The sequence below is a fragment of the Ensifer sp. B1-9 genome (assembly GCF_050474445.1).
In the GTDB taxonomy this organism is placed as follows: domain Bacteria; phylum Pseudomonadota; class Alphaproteobacteria; order Rhizobiales; family Rhizobiaceae; genus Ensifer.
This window is the reverse complement of sequence record NZ_JBCHVG010000012.1, coordinates 63,153-81,495: the sequence shown is the minus strand read 5'-3', so window position 1 is coordinate 81,495 and position 18,343 is coordinate 63,153. Positions and strand designations below refer to the sequence as shown.

Genomic DNA, 18,343 nt, shown 5'->3' with positions numbered 1-18,343 from the left:
CGCCATTTGCTTTTCTCCGGGTGATTTAGATCAGCCGAAGATCAGGGCGGCGCCGGCAAGGGCGGTGAGGCCGCCGAGGATGCGGGCCAGCAGGCCGCCGCCGGAGAGGCGCTGCAGGGCGATACCGAGGCCGATGCCCGCCCCGTGAAGAGCCGCAGTGGCGGCGATGAAACCGGCCGAGAAGGCGAGCGCCCCGGCGCTGCCGAGTTCGCCGCCATGCGCATGCCCATGGAAGAGGGCGAAAACGCCGACGATTGCTGCCGACGCAGCCGTGTCGAGACGCGCGGCCATGGCGACGAGCAGGCCGAGCGCCACCACGGAAGCAAGAATTGCCGGTTCGACGAAGGGGAGCGTGACGCCGGCCACCGCCAGCGCGAAGCCTGCCGTCATCATGGCGACGAAGGCGGTGGGCACGACCCACAAGGCGCGGCCGCCGATCTGGGCGGCCCAGAGGCCAACGGCGACCATGACCAGGATATGGTCGACGCCGAAGAGCGGATGGGAGAAGCCGGCGGCAAGCGAGCCATGTTCGGCCGGATTGAGATGGGCGAAGGCGGGCGCGGCCGAAGCCGCCAGTGCCGCCGCAGCGATCAGGATGCGTCTGTTCATGCGTGTCCCCGTGGATCGGCGGGGCCTGGGAGGATGGCCCCGTCCTGCGATTGTTCGACGCGATTGATCTTATTGGCCTTTCCGGACCTGTCTATACGGCATTTGGCGCAAGCAGTTTTTACCATAAGCATAGTCCGCCCTGCCGCTATGTTGCCCCTTCCGTTTGTTGCATTGTTTTCGGGGCCGAGTCGCATTATCTGATTTTGACTGTGAATTCATGAGACGCCGGAGAAATACGGATGAACGACAACGACGACGAGGACGACAAGAAGATTGAATTGCCGCTCGGCAAGGAAACGGAGGCGAACCTTTTCAAGTCGCGTTCGATTTTCATCTACGGCACGATCAACCAGGAACTGGCGCAGAAGGTCTGCTCGCAGCTCGTGGCGCTTGCCGCGGCCAGCGACGAAGACATCCGCATCTTCGTCAATTCGCCGGGCGGCCATGTCGAGTCGGGTGACAGCATCCACGACATGATCAAGTTCGTGAAGCCGAAGGTCTGGACCATCGGCACCGGCTGGGTCGCTTCCGCCGGCGCCCTGATCTATGTCGGCGCCGCGAAGGAGCGCCGCATCTGCATGCCGAACACGCGCTTCCTGCTGCATCAACCGTCCGGCGGCACTCGTGGCATGGCTTCGGACATCGAGATCCAGGCACGCGAAATCATCAAGATGAACGAGCGCCTGAACAAGATCTTCTCCGATGCGACCGGCCAGCCGGTCGAGAAGATCGCCAAGGACACCGACCGCGACTACTGGCTCTCGGCTGAAGAAGCCAAGGCCTATGGTCTCGTGTCGCGCATCATCACTTCGGCTGCGGACGTCTGAGTCCGCTTCAGTCGAATAGATATCGAGGGCACCGACATCGCTCGGTGCCTTTTTCTTTTGCAGCGACCTTCGCGCATTGCGACGCTTGCTCCGGTCCGGCAAGCCGTGTATAGGCTTTGACCATGACCAAGGCAGACGCATATCGGATCGCCTCGATCCCCGCCGGACACGATGACAATCGTGCGCCGTTGCGCGCCTTCGCATCGCTTCTTCTTCTCGGCCTTACTCGCGGTTGCCGGGTTCGCTGAGGAGCGCCCGGCGGCCGAAAAGCCACGCCGGCAGATGCTCCTCGAATCCATAAGAGTTTTAGGAAAAGACGCGTTCGACGCGATGCTGTAACGCTTTAGGTCTGCTGCATAATTTGTCCTTAAATCGCCTTCCGATTTAAGGAATCGCGCAGTAGCCATCGCAATCCGATCTCCGATCGGCTATGGCAAGGCGGCCAGGACGCTCAGTGATGAAGAGAAGCTGCAATGATCCAGAAATCGCACCCCGTTAAGATTGGCATGCCGGACGCGGCGGTGAAGTATCAACCCTATCCGCAGATTGCGCTTGCCGACCGTACCTGGCCGTCAAAGACGATCACCAAGGCGCCGATCTGGTGCTCGGTCGACCTGCGCGACGGCAACCAGTCGCTGATCGACCCGATGGGCCACGATCGCAAGGCCCGCATGTTCCAGTTGCTGCTCGACATGGGCTTCAAGGAAATCGAGATCGGCTTCCCCTCGGCATCGCAGACCGACTTCGACTTCGCCCGCTGGTGCATCGAAGAGGGCAATGTTGCCGACGACGTGTCGCTGCAGGTGCTGGTGCAGTGCCGGCCCGAGCTGATCACCCGCACATTCGAAGCATTGGAAGGCGCCCACAAGCCGATCGTGCACTTCTACAATTCGACCAGCGAATTGCAGCGCCGTGTGGTCTTTGCCAAGGACGTCGCCGGCATCAAGAAGATCGCCACCGATGCCGCCAAGATGATCACCGACATGGCGGCCAAGGCTGGCGGCGGCTACCGCTTCGAATATTCGCCGGAGAGCTTCACCGGCACCGAGCTCGAAGTGGCGCTGGAGATCTGCAACGCGGTCACCGAAATCGTCAAGCCGACGCCCGACAACAAGCTGATCCTGAACCTGCCGTCGACCGTCGAGATGGCGACGCCGAACATCTATGCCGACCAGATCGAGTGGATGTGCCGCAACCTCGACAACCGCGAAAGCCTGATCATCTCGTTGCACCCGCATAACGACCGCGGCACCGGCATCGCGGCCACCGAACTGGGTCTGATGGCCGGCGCAGATCGCGTCGAGGGCACGCTGTTCGGCAATGGCGAGCGGACCGGCAACGTCGACGTCGTCACGCTGGCGCTGAACATGTTCACGCAAGGCGTCGACCCGCTGCTCGACTGCTCCGATATCGAGCGCATCAAGGAAGTCTACGAATACTCCAACCAGATGGTCATTCCGGAGCGCCATCCTTATGTCGGCGAACTGGTCTATACGGCCTTCTCCGGCTCGCACCAGGACGCGATCAACAAGGGCATGAAGGCGATCAAGACCGCCAACAAGCCGCTCTGGGAAGTGCCGTATCTGCCGATCGACCCGCGCGACGTCGGCCGCTCCTACGAGGCGATCATCCGCATCAACTCGCAATCGGGCAAGGGCGGCATTGCCTACATCCTGCAGGAGGATTACGGCATCAACCTGCCGCGCAACCTCCAGGTCGAGTTCCGCGAGGACATTCAGCGCATCACCGACGAGGAAGGCAAGGAGCTGCCCTCGAAGCGCATCTACGAACGCTTCATCGAGCGTTATGTCGAGCAGCCGGGCGCGCGCATCAAGTTCGTCGACCACCACACCTATCCGGTGGGCGAACACAAGGGCGTGCGCGTGGTTGCGGCCGAGATCACCGACAATGGCGAGGTCAAGCGGATCGAAGGCAAGGGCACCGGCCCGATCGACGGCTTCATCAATGCGCTGTCGATCTATCTCGGCATCGACCTCTCGGTAGCGGATTACTCCGAGCACTCGCTGCAGCACGGCTCCAACGCGGCGGCCATCGCCTATGTCGAGATGGAGCATCCGGGCGGAAAGCTGTTCGGCGCCGGCATCAACACCAACATCGTCGCGGCCTCGCTCGAAGCGATCGTCTCGGCGGCGAACCGCGTCCTGGACATGAAGCGCGGCTGACCGCCGCGTCAGGCGAGCAAACAACAGGCCGTACCGGCAAGCCGGTGCGGCCTTTTTCATGCCATGAATTCGATTGTGGCTTGCGCCTTGAAGGGACGCCGTTTTTTCCAGAAACGGCTTCAGATCGTTGCGGCGGCTGCCTCGGCGATATCCTGCAATCCCACATGGGCGGAAGGGCCGACGAGCACGAAGGAGGCGCCGCCTCTCTGCCAGGAGACCATGCCGAGATCGTCGCGGATGCTTTCGTCAAAATTGTCCGACTGCGGCCCGGTCGTGTTCTTGAGGAAGCAGATCGCGAAGATCTCGCCTTCGGCGCTGCGGTAGACAAGCTGTGCCACGGGTTTGCCGTTGGCCACCAGCAGGCGGGCGCCTTCGAAGGTCAGGCCCTTGCCGCCGAGCTGCGGAATCTTGAAGGGAACGCCGACGCTGGACGCAAGCCAGGTCTCGATCTTGGGGGCCTCGGAGGCGGGAACCTCGACGAGATGTTCCTTCTGGCGCGAATAGACCCGGTGATAGTCGGCGATATCGTCCAGCCAGCCGCGCGCGGCGGCCACTTGGGTCGGTTCGCCCACATTGTTTGCCGCGCCGATGATGAAGCCGGCCGAACCGCCGAGCAGTATCAGCGCCACCGACGCAGCAACCACGCGCGGCCAGATACGCACATTTCGGACGCTGGCGGCCGTTGCCGTCACGCGTTCGGTCTTGGGGCTGACACCGGGACCCTGCTTGATCTGCCGCACCAGGGCCAGCGGCACCGGATCGTGCAGGAAATCCTCAAAAGCCGTATCGCCGAAGCTGCTGCCGGCCTTCAGCTTATCGAACAAGGCCTTGGCGTCGTCGTCGCGGGCGAGAAGCGCTTCGAGTTCAGCTCGTTCCGCTTCGCCGACCTCGCCGTCGATATAGGCGGAAAGGCGAACTTCGAGTGCGTGACCCTTTGTCTGTTGCAACGGTCAGGCCCTCCTTTCGGTATTTTCGGAGATCAAGGCCGCAAGCCTGAGGCGCGCGGTCGACAGCCTGCTCATGACGGTGCCGATCGGAATGCCGAGGATGTCGGCCGTCTCGCGATAGCTATGGCCTTCGACGTTGACCAGCAGGAACACACTCGCAAGCCCTTCGGGCATCGACAGGATCATTTTCTGCAACTGGTTGGCGTAGACGGCTTTTTCGGCCGAAGGCTCGATGCTGAGCTCGTCCTGGCCAAGCGCATCGACCGTGCCGCTGCCGGCGCGGACCTTGCGCTTGCGAATCTCGTCGACCCAGAGGTTGCGCGTCATCGCATAGATCCAGCTCTCCAGACGGCCTTCTCCGTTCCAGAGGTGGCTGCGCGTAATCGCGCGCTCGCAGGCTTCCTGAACGAGATCGTCGGCGTCATTGGCATTGCGCGTCAGCGTCATCGCGAACCGGCGCAATTTGGGCAGGAGGCTGACCAAGTCGCGTCTGAAGTCCTTCGTTTCTGCCGCTGGACGCATTGCTCTTCCAAATGAAACGTGCCGGATCGTGCGTTTATTCGCGGTACGGGGCACGAGCCGGATTGTATGAAACATTTGCCCCTTAGTCTGCAAGGGAAGTGCCGGAACGGAAAGCAAATTCTGCTGCTTCTTGGCGTCTTTTCCCAAAAAGCTTTTGCTTGCCGGCGGCCGTTAACCAAGGTCCTCGTTACCGTAAACTGCAGTGGCGCCCGGAGATCGCGTCAAAGTTCGGCCCGAATCTGGCCAGACCTCATCGCACAACTGCAAGTCGATGTCGGGGACACGCCAATGAACGCACAGCATCGGAATAGGATGAATTTTGCCTGGTTTGTCGGGAGACATCGTGGCGGAGGCTGCGTCCGGGGAGGCGCCGCGGCCATCCGCACGGTTGCTCTGGCTCCTTTGCTTGCGGGACTCGCTGCCTGCCAGAGCGCTGAGGTCATCGAAACCGGATCGCTATCATCCTACAAGGATTTCGTCGCCAGCAACGGGATGGTGACCAAGACGAAATATCGGGTCGATGCCGCCGCCACCAAGAACGTAAAGACGGTGCACGTGATCCCGACCACCTTCGCGGCCAATGCCGATCTCGACAAGCTTGGAGATCCGCAGAAGAAGCTGGTGGCGACAGCGATTGACCGCTCGCTCTGCGAAGCATTAAGTGCGCAATTCGATGTCGTGCCGATATCGAAGCCGGCGGATATGGCCGTGCGGTCGGTGATCAGCAAGGTCAAATCGACAAATGCCGTCGTTGCGGGCGTGTCGACCGTCACCTCGGCGGTTTCTCCCGTTCCGGTTCCGCGCATTCCGATCGGTCTCGGAAGTCTTGCGGTCGAGGCGGAGGCTTTCGATGCGACTGGCAAGCAGATCGCCGGGCTGACCTGGGCACGTGGCGCCAATATCCTCACCAATGGCTCCCGCGCCTCGACGGCAGCCGACGCCTTTGAACTCGCGGGAGATTTTTCAGGCGATTTCAGCGCGTTGCTGGAAAAATCGGGTGACCCGATGAAATCCGATTTCAAACTGCCTTCGATGAAGAACGTCAAGAACAGCGTCGCCTATGCGGTGACGGGCAAGCCCTCCGATCCGGATTGCGCCGTTTTCGGAAAAGGATCCGGCCTCGGCGGCATCGCCAGTGGCGCACTCGGCCTGCCGCCGGAATGGTCGGAGAAGAAGAACGAGAGCGCGCCGATTGCGAGCGGTGCCGGCGGAGGCGCAAAGAAGAGCTAGAAACCAATGCGGTAGCGCCGCTTGTACGCTTGGCTGAACGCACGGCGATCCGTCGCTTGGCAATCGAGGTGGCGCCCAGCGCCACCTCGATTGCTGTTGGTCAGTATTGGCGAATGCCGCCTAGCGACTGCAACAGGGCGCGGTAGGCCCAGGTGTTTTCGCCGCCGCGATCGCGGATCTCGACGAGCTGCACGCGGGCTTCCTCGACGCGTCCCTGTTCGATCAGCGCCTGGCCCATGTAGGAGCGGGCGAGAATGTAGTTCTCGTCAGCCTGGAGTGCACGTTTGTAGTATTGCATGCCGAGTTCCATGCGGCCGGCCTTGCGGTTGGCATAGCCGAGATAGTTGAGCACGCGGGCGCTCTTCTGGTCCTTGACCGCGCCGAGCACCTTGATGGAATTTTCATACTGGCCGGCATAGGCGAGTTCGCGGGCGGCCTGGAACAGGATATCGTCGCTGAGGTCGCTTTTCTTGGCGTTGACGCAAGCATTCTTCTTTGCGTCCCACACCTTGCCATCCGTGCATTCGCTGGTCGTCTTGGTTTTCTTGGGCGGTTCGCTGGTGTCTTCTCCGGCGGCTATCACGGCTTGCGCCATGAAGCTGGTTGCGCCGGCCACAATCATGGCACCAAGCAGGCTCTTCCGGTACATCATGCCATCTCCTGTTCCTCGCGCATGCCCTCGAAAGTCAGCGCATCGTTTCAAATTGATCGCATGTCCTTGACGCCCCCGAAAGGAGGTGAACCGCCGTCGGCCAATTCACCCACGAAGATGCCAGAACACGGGGACGCCACCGGCGAGCGGTGCGCGACCGGCGTATGACGCATGAATATGGGAATTTATTCGCGGGGCGATGAATATTCTGCGAAGCGGATCCGCCTGACGGCTTCAGAAGCGCGTCGTTTCGGCGAGCGTCAGCGTGGTCGCGTCGCTGTTCAGCGCGTAGCGCTCGCGCGTGAGGTGCCAGTTTCCAGGCTCGCCGACGACGGTGAACAGGTTGTAGGCGGCTGGCGGCTTGTGGCCGTCGGGTGCCTGCGAAGCGGAGGCGATGCCGACGACCGGGACGGGAGCCTCTGGTCCTTTGAGCCAATAGACGGTGTTGAGATGGGTGTGGCCGTGAATGACCAGTTCCGCGCCGCCCGATGAAATCGTCGCGGCAAAGCGGCGAATACCGATCATGCGCTTGTGCATCGAGGTCGCGCCGCGGATCGGCGGGTGATGGATCATGACGATGCGAAAGAGGCCGGCCTCGCCGGCGGCCCTGAGCATGTTGACGGTCGCGCGCGCCTGCCGCTGGCCGAAATAGCCGCTTGCCGCAAAAGGGGGCGTCGCGACGGCGGTCGAACAGCCGATCAGTGCGACGGGCCCTCGCACCCGCATATAGGGAAAGCAATGGTACCGGTCGTGCCAATGGGCGGGCGCATCGTCGCCCCGCATATAGGGGTACCAGGCACGGGTGGTTTTCTCGTAAGCGCCCGGCACATAGGCGTCGTGGTTGCCGGGCACGACGGAAATGTTCTCCGGCTTGCCGGCATCCTCCAGCCATTCGGTCACGGCCTTGATCTCCAGCGAAGACGCCAGGTTCACGAGGTCGCCGGTGATCGCCAGATGGTCGGGGTCCTTCTTCTCGATATCGGCCAGCAGGGTGTCGAGCATGCCGGTAAAGAGATTCCGGCTGCGGTTGCGGTGCCAATTGACGAAACCGGTGATGCGCTTCGACGCGAGCTCCCGCAGGGACAATTCGGGCAGGGGGCCGAGATGGACATCGGAGATATGGGCAAGTTTGAACATCGCCCCCGTCTAGCGCATATTCCGGTCGAGGGGAATCAGGTCGCCCGATGAATCGCGTGTGGCCGAACACTGAGAAGGACGAGACGACTGAGCGACGAACGGCCACCGGAGATGCGGCGCTGGTATCTCCGGCTCCTGATGCGGCTCGCGCATGGCTATTTCGCACTTGCGCGCGGCATGACGATCGGCGTGCGCGCTGCCTGTTTCGATGACGAGGGCCGGGTCTTTCTGGTGCGTCATTCCTATCTGCCGGGCTGGCACCTGCCGGGGGGCGGGCTCGATCGCGACGAAGCCTCGATCGACGGGCTGCTGCGGGAGCTGCGCGAAGAGGGGAACCTGGAGGTGACGACGCCGCCGGTGCTGATCCAGGTCTATTACAACAGGCGCACGAGCCGCCGTGACCATGTCGTCTTCTATCGCTGCACCGGCGTCAGGCAGATTGCGCCGAAGGCGCCGGACCTGGAGATTGCCGCGAGCGGCTTCTTCGCGCTCGATGCGCTGCCGGAGGAGACCACGCCGGCGACGCGCCGCCGGCTTGCGGAACTCGCCGGCAGCGCTGCTTTCGACCTTTACTGGTAGAGGCGATCGGTCCCCTCGAACGATCAGTCTACAGCCGCTCACGTCCGTGCGGGGAGGAAAGGTTAAGCACCGGACCCACCGGCACGACGCCGGTCGGGTTGATGGTCGTGTGGCTGCGGTAGTAGTGCTCCTTGATGTGGCGCATGTCGACCGTCTCGGCCACGCCCGGCACCTGGTAGAGCTCCCGGAGGTAACCCTGAAGGTTCGGATAGTCGGCGATCCGGCGAATATTGCACTTGAAATGGCCGACATAGACCGGGTCGAAGCGCACCAGCGTCGTGAACAGGCGCCAGTCGGCCTCGGTGAGGTGGTTGCCGATCAGGTAGCGATGCGATGCAAGGCGTTCTTCCAGCTTGTCGAGCCGGGCGAAGAGCGCGGTGACGCTCTCTTCATAGGCGGTCTGCGTGGTGGCGAAGCCCGCCTTATAGACGCCGTTGTTGACGTCGTTGTAGACGTCCGTGTTCATCGCATCGATCTCGTCGCGCAGTTCTTCCGGGTAGAAGTCGAGCCTCGAGCCGGTCAGGCCATCGAAGGCGGAATTGAACATCCGGATGATCTCGGAGGATTCATTCGAGACGATGGTGTTTTGCTGCTTGTCCCAGAGAACCGGCACGGTCACGCGGCCGGAGTAGTGGGCATCGGCGCGGGTATAGATCTGCCACAGCGCCTTCGATCCGAAGAGGTGGTCGCTCGTGCCGATACCGCCTTCCTTGAATTCCCAGCCCTGGGCGAGCATCAGCGGATCGACGACCGAAACGGAGATGAGGTCCTCGAGCTTCTTCAGCTTGCGGAAGATCAGCGTGCGGTGCGCCCAGGGACAGGCGAGCGAAACATAGAGATGATAGCGACCGGGCTCCGCCTTGAAGCCGGCGTCACCGCTCGGGCCGGCCGATCCATCTGCCGTCACCCAGTTGCGGAACTGCGAAGCGCTGCGCTTGAAATGGCCGTTCGTTGCCACGGTATCGTACCAAACGTCCTGCCAGACGCCGTCCACCAACCTGCCCATCCTGAAATCTCCTTCGTGATCCTTGCCCTCATAGATAGCGCTTCCAGCGGCGTCCGATAGGTAGCGAATTGGGAACAGTGCGTTTTAGGCTTTGACAGAGGGCATTTTTCTGATATCGGCGATCTCACAATTTTTTTCGTGTTGGAAGAAACCACACCGATGATGTTCTCGGGAAACCTGCGACGACGCTGATGCTGCCAACGCCCTAATTCGGGCGAAGCCATCCTTATGTCTGTCCGCATGCTTGGTTCCCGTTCCCATGAAAAAGCACGATCTCGTCTACCTGACCGAAGACGCGTCCCATGACGCAGCCATCGAAATCATCAACGAAGAAGCCTTCGGCCCCGGTCGGTTCGCCCGGGCGGCCGCGCGTATTCGCGAGCAGGGGCCGCATGATCGGTCGCTGTCCTTCATCTGCGCCGACAACGGCGAGACGATCGCCTCGGTCAGGATGACGCCGGTCATGGCCGGTTCGGTCAAAGGTCATCTGCTCGGGCCGCTCGCGGTGCGGCCGTCGCACAAGAACCAGGGCATTGGCCGGGAACTGGTGCGCATCGCCGTCGAAGCGGCACGGCGGAAGGGGTCGCAGGCGGTGATCCTCGTCGGTGATCCGCCTTACTACCAGCCGCTCGGCTTCGAGAAGGTCCGCTACGGCGCGCTCGAGTTTCCCGGGCCGGTCGATCCCGCGCGTGTGCTCGTCGTGCCGATGGCAGACGACGTGCATGCTGGCCTTGCTGGTGTCATCGGCTGGCGGGACGATGCGGTCGTGCCGGTCGTGGTGCTCGATCTGCCGCTTGCGGTCTGACGCGGATGCTATCGGGCGGCGAGCGATTTCTTCAGGAAAACCCGGGTGCGGCCGATGGGGAAGTCAGGCAGCTCACCGAAGGCCTGGTAACCCTGGCGTTCGTAAGCGCGCCGGGCTTGCGGATTGAAGGTATCGATCCAGGCACTGTGGCAGCCGCGGCTTCGAGCCTCATCCTCTGCTGCCTGAAGCAGCTTGCCGGCGAGGCCTTGGCCACGAAGATCCTCCGGCAGCCACAGCCACTGCACGAAGAGCCAACCCCAGCCGGTGTAACCGTTCAGGCCACCGCGTTTCCCTTTCGCATCGGGACCGCCGACCAGAACGGCGAGCGGTCGCCGCTCCGACGGCCCGACATCGGCGGCATTGAAGGCCGTCAGGCCATTGCCGATCGTTTCCAGCGCCTCGGGTGAGGGCGCGTCCGTTACCTCGAACATCGAAGACCTCTCACGTGCGGCGCATGCTGAAGACGTCGAGGCGATCCTCGCCCACGTCCTTTTCATCGAGCCGCCAGCCGAGGCGCTCGTAGAAGGCCCGCTTGCCGGGAAGGGCGCAGAGATGCACGGTGTCGGCCCCGGTATCGAGCGCCGCAGAAGCGGCTTTCAGCACGATATCGCCGCCGATGCCGAGGCCGCGGAACGGCGAGTCGACCCAGACGGCTGCCACCCAAGGGGTGAGGTTCGGCCGCTCCTCAAGGTCCGAGGCAATCACCGAGGCGGTGCCGACGAAGCGATCTCCGGCGTGGGCCACCAGGCAAAGGGGTTCTGCGCTATCGGCAAGACTCTCTTCGAGCAGGCCGGTGATATGGCTCAGCGGGAAGCCCTGTGGCTCCCACCAGGCGCGCCAGATACGGTCGGCCACAGTATCGAAGAAATGCGGTGCGTCGCGAAGGTCGCTGACGACAACGGTCTGACCGATCATCGTCCCTCGCGATACCAGGTGGCGGAGATCAGGAAGAGCAGTGCCGCAAGCCCGAGAAGCCCGGTGAACAACGGCAGCGAGTTGATGCCCTTCAATACGGTTTCGTCGGTCATGCGGATGGAGAGGCGCTGATCGTCGGCCGACCTAATCGAGCCTCTGACCGGCAGCACCGTCGGCAGGTCAAGCGGGCCGTCGGCGCTTGCGAGACGCCGCACCAGCCCCTTGGTCTTCTCCGCCCAGGGGCGCAGCTTGTCCTCGGTCGAAATCGCCGCCTTGAACTCCGGCGCATTGGGATCGCCGACATGGGCAAGGGCCGTGAGTTCGCCATTGGTCATCTCGAACAGGCCGGTCTCGGTCGTGGCGAGTTCTGCCGAGTAGAGGCCCGGCTGGCGCTCGGTCAGCTTCACATCCTGCTTTTGGCCCGACGGCGAAACGAGAGAAACGGGACCAGGATCGCCATCGATCGTCTGGCGGGTGATTTCCAGCGTCCGGCCCCGGGCGCGTGCCGTCAAGGCTTCTTCCTCGAGCGACGGCTCCTGCATCAGCCAATGGGCGGTGCGACGATAGAGCGAGACATGCGGGCCGCCGCCTTCGAAGCCGCGTGCCCAGAGCCAGCCCTGGTCGGAGAGCAGCATGGCGACGCGGCCCTTGCCGACGCGGTTGAGCACGAGCAGCGGCTTGCCGTCGGCAGCTTCCATCACCGTATTGCCCTGCGGCCTGTTGACATCGACCGTGCGGAACCAGCGGCCCCAGTGCGGCGGCTCGCTATCGGAGCCTTCAAGGCCGCGGGTCACCGGATGTTTCTTCCCTTCCTCCGACAGGCGGGGGAAGAAGGCCTTCTCGTTCATGACGCCCGTGGGCGCGGCCGGAAGCACGGCCGAGAGCGGCGTTGCGGCGATCGAATCGTCGCCGGCATGTTCCGGTCCGGCGGCAATCAGAAGCGCGCCGCCGTTCTCCACATATTGCGCGATGTTGTCGTAGTAGAGGATCGGCAGCAGGCCGCGATGCTGATAGCGGTCGAGGATGATCAGGTCGAACTCGTTGATCTTGTCGACGAACAGCTCACGCGTCGGGAAGGCAATCAGCGACAGCTCATTGATCGGCGTGCCGTCCTGCTTTTCCTGCGGACGCAGAATGGTGAAGTGCACCAGATCGACCGCAGCGTCGGATTTCAAAAGGTTGCGCCAGGCGCGCTCGCCGGCGTGGGGTTCGCCGGAGACGAGCAGGACGCGGAGGTTTTCGCGAATGCCGTCGAGCACGTGCACCGCGCGGTTGTTGGCCGTGGTCACTTCGCCGGGAACCGCATCCACCGCAAATTCAAGCACGTTGTTGCCGCCGCGCGGAACCTTGAAGCTGAAGGGAACGTCGGTGCCCGGCTCGGCCCTTTCCCGGGCGATTTCATTGCCGTTGAGGCGGATGCTGACTTCCGCGGTCCCGCCGGGTGCGGCGCCGTCGTCGACGACCCGGAACGAAAGCTTCTGCTCTTCGCCGACGATGCCGAAGCGCGGCGGGTTGATGAGCTCGACACGCCGGTCGAATTCATCAGGCTTGCCGGTGATGAGGCCATGAATCGGGGCGTCGAATCCCAGCTTGCGGCTGACGTCGGGCACGTCGTGGATCTGGCCGTCGGTCACGAAGATCGCGCCGCCGATGCGCGCCGGCGGAACGTCGGCGAGCGCTGTTGCGAGAGCGGAGAACAGATTGGTCGCCGGCGAGACGCTCGCCGGATCGGACTTGGCCTCGACGATGCGGGGCTCGATCAGCGGTATCCCGGCCAGCCGCGCCTTCAGGCCTTCGACCGCACGATCGGTCTGCGCGGTACGGTCGCCATTTTGCTGGCTCTGGCTGCGGTCGACGACGATCGCGACGATCGTCGAAAGCGGATCACGCAGTTCGACGAAGATGGAAGGGTTGGCGATCGCCAGGGCGAGTGCAGCCAAGGCGAGGGCGCGCAGCCAGGCGCCGCGTATCTTTCGCCACAGGCCATAGCCGATGAACAGTGCCGCGACGACCAGAAGCGGCGCGAAGAACATCAGCGGAAGCAACGGAGCAAAACCATAGGTCATCGATCGGCCCTCACTGCCCAAGCCTCTGGAGGAGGTCCGGCACATGAACCTGATCGGACTTATAGTTGCCGGTCAGCATATACATCATGATGTTGACGCCTGCCCGATAGGCATATTCGCGCTGCATTTCGTCCGGCGGAACCGTCGGCAGGAGCGGCGCGCCGTTGGCGTCCACGGCCCAGGCGCCGGCGAAATCGTTGCCGGTGATCATGATCGGCGTGACACCGTCGCCGCCGCGCACCGGCCGGTTGCTCTGTTCCTCGGCGCCGTTGGGGGCGGCTTCCACCCACAACTGGCTCTCGGTGTAGCGGCCGGGAAAATTCGAAAGCAGGTAGAAGGCCTTTGTCAGGACGTGGTCGGCGGGCACCGGTTCCAGCGGCGGAATGTCGAGACCGTTCAGCATCTCCTGCAGGCGCTGCACATTGGGACTGTCGCCTGCCGCCGAAGGCGTGAGCGAGGAGAACTGGTCGCGCGTGTCGAAGAGAACGGTGCCGCCGTTGCGCATATAGGCGTCGATCCGGCTCATCACTCTGCTGCTCGGCATCGGCGCCGTCGCGGATACCGGCCAGTAGATGATCGGGTAGAAGGCCAGCTCGTCCTGTTCGAGGTCGACGCCGACAGGCGCGCCCGGTTCGAGAGCCGTGCGATAGGTCAGGTAGTTGCTCAGGCCGACGAGGCCCTGTTCCGACAGCCGGTCAACATCGGCCTCGCCGGTGATGACATAGGCGAGGTGGGTCGTGTCGAGGCGTTGCAGCGTCTGCTCGTCGCTCGGCTGGCTATCCTGCGCATGCGCGCTCGTGGGCGCCAACGCCGTAAAGCCAAGCGTTGCGAGGCCGAGCGTGGCGAGCACCGCTGCGGTGGCGGCGCCACGGCTTCCGCGGCCGCGCAATCCCGCAAGGCCGCCGGCCATGTAAAGCACGATCAGGGTGTCGATGAGGAAGAGCATCAGCGCCAGCCCGAAGAGATACGGCCGGATAGAGAAGGGGCGCGCGCCTTCCAGCCCTTCCGCGCGTTCGCTGACGAGGTTGCCCCTGATCGGAGCGAGGCTGCCGCCGTCGGGAAGAAGATTGTTGGCAACGAAGCCCTCTTCCGAGCCGTAGAGGCCGGGTGGTGTGTCTGCGGAAACGGTCGGGGCGACGCCAGGGGCGATCTCGAGCGGCCGGGCGCTGCCGGTCTCGGTGGTCAGTTCGCCCCGGGCGCTTACCAGGCGATAGGGCGGCAGGGTCTCAGCCTTGCTCGCCTGGTCGCCGGCGATGCCGCCGGCACGCGAAAGCTGGATGGATCGGCGCAGCATATCGACGAAGGAGCCTGAAATCGGCAGGTTCGACCAGCCCGGGTCTGCGCTCACGTGGAAGAGCACGATGCGTCCGCGTCCGCGTTCGGCTGTCGTGACCAGCGGCGTGCCATCGGCGAGGTTGGCCCAGGTCCGTTCGGCGAGGTCTGGTGTCGGCTGTGCCAGCACCTGGCGTTTGACAAGCACATCGCGCGGATGCTCGAGACCGGCAAAGGGGCTGGAAGACGGGTAGTCGGCAAGCGGCTGCGGCTCTGACCAGGAGAGCGCGCCATCGAGGGAACGTTCGCCCTGCCTGAGCACGACGGGGACCAGCGGGTCATCGGCAGGCGCACCGGCCAGTCTCGGGCCGGCAAAGCGAACGAGCATGCCGCCGTTCTCCAGCCAGCGCGTCACCAGCGGATAGCTTTCGTCCGGCAACCGGCCGACGTCGGCCATGACAAGGATCGAGGGATTTTGAGCGAGAAGTTCGGCAATCGCCTTGCCGATCGCTTCCTCTCGCGGCTCGATCAGATCGGCATGCGGTTCGAGCGCCCGCTTGATGTAGTAGAGCGGCGAGAGCAGCGGCTGCGACTGGTGGACCTCGCCGCTCAGCAACGCCACGCGACGGCGGCGGTTGCCGTCGTCGAGCAGGTGGATGGCGCCGGCCGTCGCCTGGCCCTCGATCGTCAGGCGTGCGAAGTCGTTGCGCAGCTCGAAGGGAGCTTTCAGAAGTGCGTTCGCAGTCGTGGCGCCTGCACCGAAGCGGAGTTCGCCTTCGGCAATGGCGGTGCCGCGCGCGTCGCGGGCAAAAACGTAATAGGCCCGTGGCTCGCCAAGCGGCAGCCGCGATGCCGTGACGCGCATACCATCGTTTTCGTTGGTCGCGGACGTCAGCGCGATGGCGCTTTCCGCATTGCCTTCGATCCGACGAACGTTGGCGGCGCCGATCTCCGCCACTTGCCGCATCGTATGGCCGTCCCCGGTCTCGATCCCGTCACTGAGGAAGGCAAGCGTGCCGGGCGGCGAACTCGAAAGGGCAGCCTTCATGGCGGCAAGCGCCTGGTCGCGCACGGCTGGCAGCGGTTGCGGCTGCGCCGCGGCGAGACGATCGCGCGCAGTGGTGGCCGAGGCCGGTGTCGCGTCGTGCTGCCGGTCGGTCGTGAAGGCGATCGAAACCGGCAGGTCCTTGGCTTCCGCATCGTCGATGAGGGCGTTAGCGGCCTCGACCCGCCGATCCCAATCGGAGACCGTCGCCCAGCTATTGTCGATGACGAGTGCGAGCGGACCAGAGGAGGAAAGCGTGTTCTGTCGCGGGTTGAACACCGGATCGGCGATCGCCAGGATCACCGCGGCCGCCATCAGCATGCGCAGCAGCGTCAGCCACCACGGGCTTTGCGCCGGGGTTTCCTCGCGCTTTATCACGGAGGCCAGGATGCGCAGCGGCGGGAAGACTTCGGCCGCGGGCCTTGGCGGCGTCATGCGCAGCAGCCACCAGATGACAGGCAGGGCGACCAGGGCGGCGAGGATGGCGGGATTGGTGAAGAGGAAGGGCAAGCCGCTCATAGCAGCCCCCCGTGCGTTGCGCGTCCCGGCATGCCGGAGAGGTAGGTGTGCACGGCGACGAGCGCCTCCGAGGCGGGCCGGTCGGTTCTGTGCGGGATGAAGGTCCAGCCGAGATGACGGAGCGTCACGCCCAGGCCGTCGCGCCGGCTGACATAGGCACGCTGATAGTCCTCGCGCAGCACTTCGGCGCGGCCGGCCGTCAGCGTCTCGCCGGTCTCCGGGTCGGTGAACTCGGTGCGGCCGCTATAGGGAAACACCTCTTCGGCCGGGTCGGCGATCTCGACCACATGGCCGCGCAGCCCCCGCCGTGCCAGCGGGCCGAGGCGGTCCATGATCTTTTCCGCCGGATCGAGAAAATCGCCGATCAGCACGAGATCGCTGGCGTTGCGGATCATCCCGGTATTGGGGATGCCTTCCGCGAGCGGGCTCAGCATGATCGCGGTCGCCAGCCTTTCGGCGGCGTTGCGAGCCGAGATCGGCTCCATGATGCCGGGGCAACCGATGCGTTCGCCGGAGCGCGCGAGGATCTCCGCGAGCGCCAGCATCAGGACCAGCGCGCGGCTTTCCTTGGAGACGGCGCCGAGCTTCGACTTGTACATCATCGAAGGGGAAAGATCCGCCCACAGCCAGATCGTATGCGCGGCCTCCCATTCGCGGTCGCGGACATAGGTGTGGTCGTCGCGGGCCGAGCGGCGCCAGTCGATGCGCGACATGCTTTCGCCGTCGCTATAGGGCCGGAACTGCCAGAAATTCTCGCCGATCCCACGCTTGCGCCGGCCATGCCAGCCGGAGATCACCGTGTTGGCGATCCGCCGTGCCTCGACCAGGCAATCGGGAACGAGCATGGCGCGCTGCTGGGCGCGCGAAAGCACTTCACCAGCGGGAGTACGCGAGACTATGTGCCCGACGGTGGCCATGCCCTAGCCTCTGGCCTGCTTCACCAGGCCGGCGATGACGTCGCGCACGGTCATGCCTTCGGCACGGGCAGCGAAGGTGAGCGCCATGCGGTGCTGAAGCACGGGCTCGGCGAGCGCCAGGATGTCGTCGATCGACGGCGCCAGGCGGCCATCGTAGAGCGCGCGAGCGCGAGCGCAGAGCATCAGCGCCTGGCCGGCGCGGGGGCCGGGACCCCAGGCGACGTTCTTGTCGGTCGCGGCGTTGCCGTTGCCCGGACGGGCAGAGCGCACCAGCGACAGGATCGCATCGACCACCTTTTCGCCGACCGGCATCTGGCGGATGAGGGCCTGGATCTGCTGAAGCCGCGCGGCATCAATGACCGGGTGGGCGGTCGCTTCGCCGACGCCGGTGGTTTCGAGCAGGATCTGCCGCTCGGCGGAAAGGTCCGGATAGCCGACGTCCACCTGCATCAGGAAGCGGTCGAGCTGCGCCTCAGGCAGGGGATAGGTGCCTTCCTGCTCCAGGGGGTTCTGGGTGGCGAGCACGTGGAAAGGCTGGGGCAGATCCTTGCGCGCGCCCGCAACGGTGATGTGATACTCCTGCATTGCCTGCAGCAGCGCCGATTGCGTCCGCGGCGAGGCGCGGTTGATCTCGTCGGCCATCAGCAATTGCGTGAAGATCGGGCCGGGGATGAAGCGGAACGAGCGGTGGCCGGCCGCATCCTGGTCCATGACTTCGGAGCCGAGGATGTCGGAGGGCATCAGGTCGGGCGTGAATTGCACGCGGCTGGAATCAAGGCCGAGCACCGTGCCGAGCGTGGCGACGAGCTTCGTCTTGGCAAGACCGGGAACGCCGACGAGCAGGGCATGGCCGCCGGAGAGAACGGCGAGCAGGGTCTGCTCGACGACGCTTTCCTGGCCGAAGATGACCTTGCCGACTTCCGCACGCACCCGGGCGATTTCTCCGAGAGCGCTTTCGGCTGCGGCGACAATCGCCTTCTCGTCGATCGCGTCGGCCGCGCCTTTCATTACAGTCATGGTCGTACTCCCCGGTCGCCCGTTGTTAAACCGAATCGCCTTACAGCGCCGCGCGTCTTTATAAGACGTGCAAAGGTCGCTGTAACATTTTGAGC

Annotated in this window: 17 protein-coding genes; 5 read left to right on the top strand and 12 right to left on the bottom strand. The window is 64.0% G+C overall.

The features are described 5' to 3' along the window. Positions 1-30 precede the first annotated feature (30 nt). Entirely contained in the window at positions 31-609 is a 579-nt protein-coding gene (locus tag ACQ5BM_RS22540; protein WP_429816184.1) for a HupE/UreJ family protein, read from the bottom strand. 239 nt (positions 610-848) lie between these two features. Here ACQ5BM_RS22540 and ACQ5BM_RS22535 point away from each other — a divergent pair, with 239 nt between their 5' ends. Together ACQ5BM_RS22535 and leuA are read left to right on the top strand one after the other, a co-directional pair. Then, positions 849-1,436 carry an ATP-dependent Clp protease proteolytic subunit gene (locus ACQ5BM_RS22535; protein WP_429816181.1) on the top strand — a complete coding sequence of 196 codons (588 nt, stop codon included), beginning with the start codon at positions 849-851 and terminating at the stop codon, positions 1,434-1,436. A 473-nt stretch (positions 1,437-1,909) separates the two neighbouring features. Beyond that, a complete protein-coding gene (gene leuA / locus ACQ5BM_RS22530) occupies positions 1,910-3,619 on the top strand; it encodes a 2-isopropylmalate synthase (RefSeq protein WP_429816178.1) in 1,710 nt (569 codons plus the stop codon). 119 nt (positions 3,620-3,738) lie between these two features. On the opposite strand, the gene ACQ5BM_RS22525 is transcribed toward leuA, so the two are convergent. Next, the gene (locus ACQ5BM_RS22525; RefSeq protein ID WP_429816176.1) at positions 3,739-4,566 is read right to left on the bottom strand and encodes an anti-sigma factor family protein; all 828 of its coding nucleotides are present in this window, start codon (positions 4,564-4,566) and stop codon (positions 3,739-3,741) included. A gap of 3 nt (positions 4,567-4,569) precedes the next feature. Further along, the gene (locus ACQ5BM_RS22520) at positions 4,570-5,088 is read right to left on the bottom strand and encodes an RNA polymerase sigma factor (protein WP_429816173.1); all 519 of its coding nucleotides are present in this window, start codon (positions 5,086-5,088) and stop codon (positions 4,570-4,572) included. A 288-nt stretch (positions 5,089-5,376) separates the two neighbouring features. Between ACQ5BM_RS22520 and ACQ5BM_RS22515 the strand changes: the two genes are divergently transcribed. Then, positions 5,377-6,318 carry a DUF3313 domain-containing protein gene (locus tag ACQ5BM_RS22515; protein ID WP_429816170.1) on the top strand — a complete coding sequence of 314 codons (942 nt, stop codon included), beginning with the start codon at positions 5,377-5,379 and terminating at the stop codon, positions 6,316-6,318. 100 nt (positions 6,319-6,418) lie between these two features. Here ACQ5BM_RS22515 and ACQ5BM_RS22510 read toward each other — a convergent pair whose 3' ends face one another. Both ACQ5BM_RS22510 and ACQ5BM_RS22505 read right to left on the bottom strand, forming a co-directional pair. Next, positions 6,419-6,967 (bottom strand): tetratricopeptide repeat protein, encoded by a 549-nt coding sequence (locus ACQ5BM_RS22510; protein WP_429816167.1) that lies wholly within the window; start codon positions 6,965-6,967, stop codon positions 6,419-6,421. A 237-nt stretch (positions 6,968-7,204) separates the two neighbouring features. Next, positions 7,205-8,107, bottom strand: a complete 903-nt coding sequence (locus tag ACQ5BM_RS22505; RefSeq protein ID WP_429816164.1) for a metallophosphoesterase family protein — start codon at positions 8,105-8,107, stop codon at positions 7,205-7,207. Positions 8,108-8,218: 111 nt separating this feature from the next. Between ACQ5BM_RS22505 and ACQ5BM_RS22500 the strand changes: the two genes are divergently transcribed. Then, entirely contained in the window at positions 8,219-8,686 is a 468-nt protein-coding gene (locus ACQ5BM_RS22500) for an NUDIX domain-containing protein (protein ID WP_429816161.1), read from the top strand. Positions 8,687-8,714: 28 nt separating this feature from the next. Here ACQ5BM_RS22500 and ACQ5BM_RS22495 read toward each other — a convergent pair whose 3' ends face one another. Continuing rightward, positions 8,715-9,692 (bottom strand): glutathione S-transferase family protein, encoded by a 978-nt coding sequence (locus ACQ5BM_RS22495; protein WP_429816158.1) that lies wholly within the window; start codon positions 9,690-9,692, stop codon positions 8,715-8,717. A 259-nt stretch (positions 9,693-9,951) separates the two neighbouring features. Here ACQ5BM_RS22495 and ACQ5BM_RS22490 point away from each other — a divergent pair, with 259 nt between their 5' ends. Continuing rightward, on the top strand, positions 9,952-10,497 hold the full coding sequence (locus ACQ5BM_RS22490) for a GNAT family N-acetyltransferase (protein ID WP_429816156.1): 546 nt from the start codon (positions 9,952-9,954) through the stop codon (positions 10,495-10,497). A gap of 8 nt (positions 10,498-10,505) precedes the next feature. Here the strand turns inward: ACQ5BM_RS22490 and ACQ5BM_RS22485 are convergent, their stop codons facing one another. The 6 genes from ACQ5BM_RS22485 to ACQ5BM_RS22460 are packed head-to-tail and all read right to left on the bottom strand — an operon-like array spanning position 10,506 to position 18,248. Next, complete coding sequence (locus ACQ5BM_RS22485) at positions 10,506-10,928, bottom strand: GNAT family N-acetyltransferase (RefSeq protein WP_429816153.1); 423 nt, start codon at positions 10,926-10,928, stop codon at positions 10,506-10,508. A gap of 10 nt (positions 10,929-10,938) precedes the next feature. Further along, the gene (locus ACQ5BM_RS22480) at positions 10,939-11,412 is read right to left on the bottom strand and encodes a GNAT family N-acetyltransferase (protein WP_429816150.1); all 474 of its coding nucleotides are present in this window, start codon (positions 11,410-11,412) and stop codon (positions 10,939-10,941) included. Next, positions 11,409-13,478, bottom strand: a complete 2,070-nt coding sequence (locus ACQ5BM_RS22475) for a hypothetical protein (RefSeq protein WP_429816147.1) — start codon at positions 13,476-13,478, stop codon at positions 11,409-11,411. The genes ACQ5BM_RS22480 and ACQ5BM_RS22475 overlap by 4 nt, the downstream gene beginning before the upstream one ends. Positions 13,479-13,488: 10 nt before the next feature. After that, the gene (locus ACQ5BM_RS22470; protein WP_429816145.1) at positions 13,489-16,314 is read right to left on the bottom strand and encodes a DUF4159 domain-containing protein; all 2,826 of its coding nucleotides are present in this window, start codon (positions 16,312-16,314) and stop codon (positions 13,489-13,491) included. Further along, positions 16,311-17,231, bottom strand: coding sequence for a DUF58 domain-containing protein (locus ACQ5BM_RS22465; RefSeq protein ID WP_429816142.1), 921 nt, complete (start codon positions 17,229-17,231; stop codon positions 16,311-16,313). Before ACQ5BM_RS22465 ends, ACQ5BM_RS22470 begins: the two co-directional genes overlap by 4 nt. Before the next feature lie 3 nt (positions 17,232-17,234). Continuing rightward, on the bottom strand, positions 17,235-18,248 hold the full coding sequence (locus ACQ5BM_RS22460) for an AAA family ATPase (RefSeq protein ID WP_429816139.1): 1,014 nt from the start codon (positions 18,246-18,248) through the stop codon (positions 17,235-17,237). Positions 18,249-18,343: the final 95 nt, after the last annotated feature.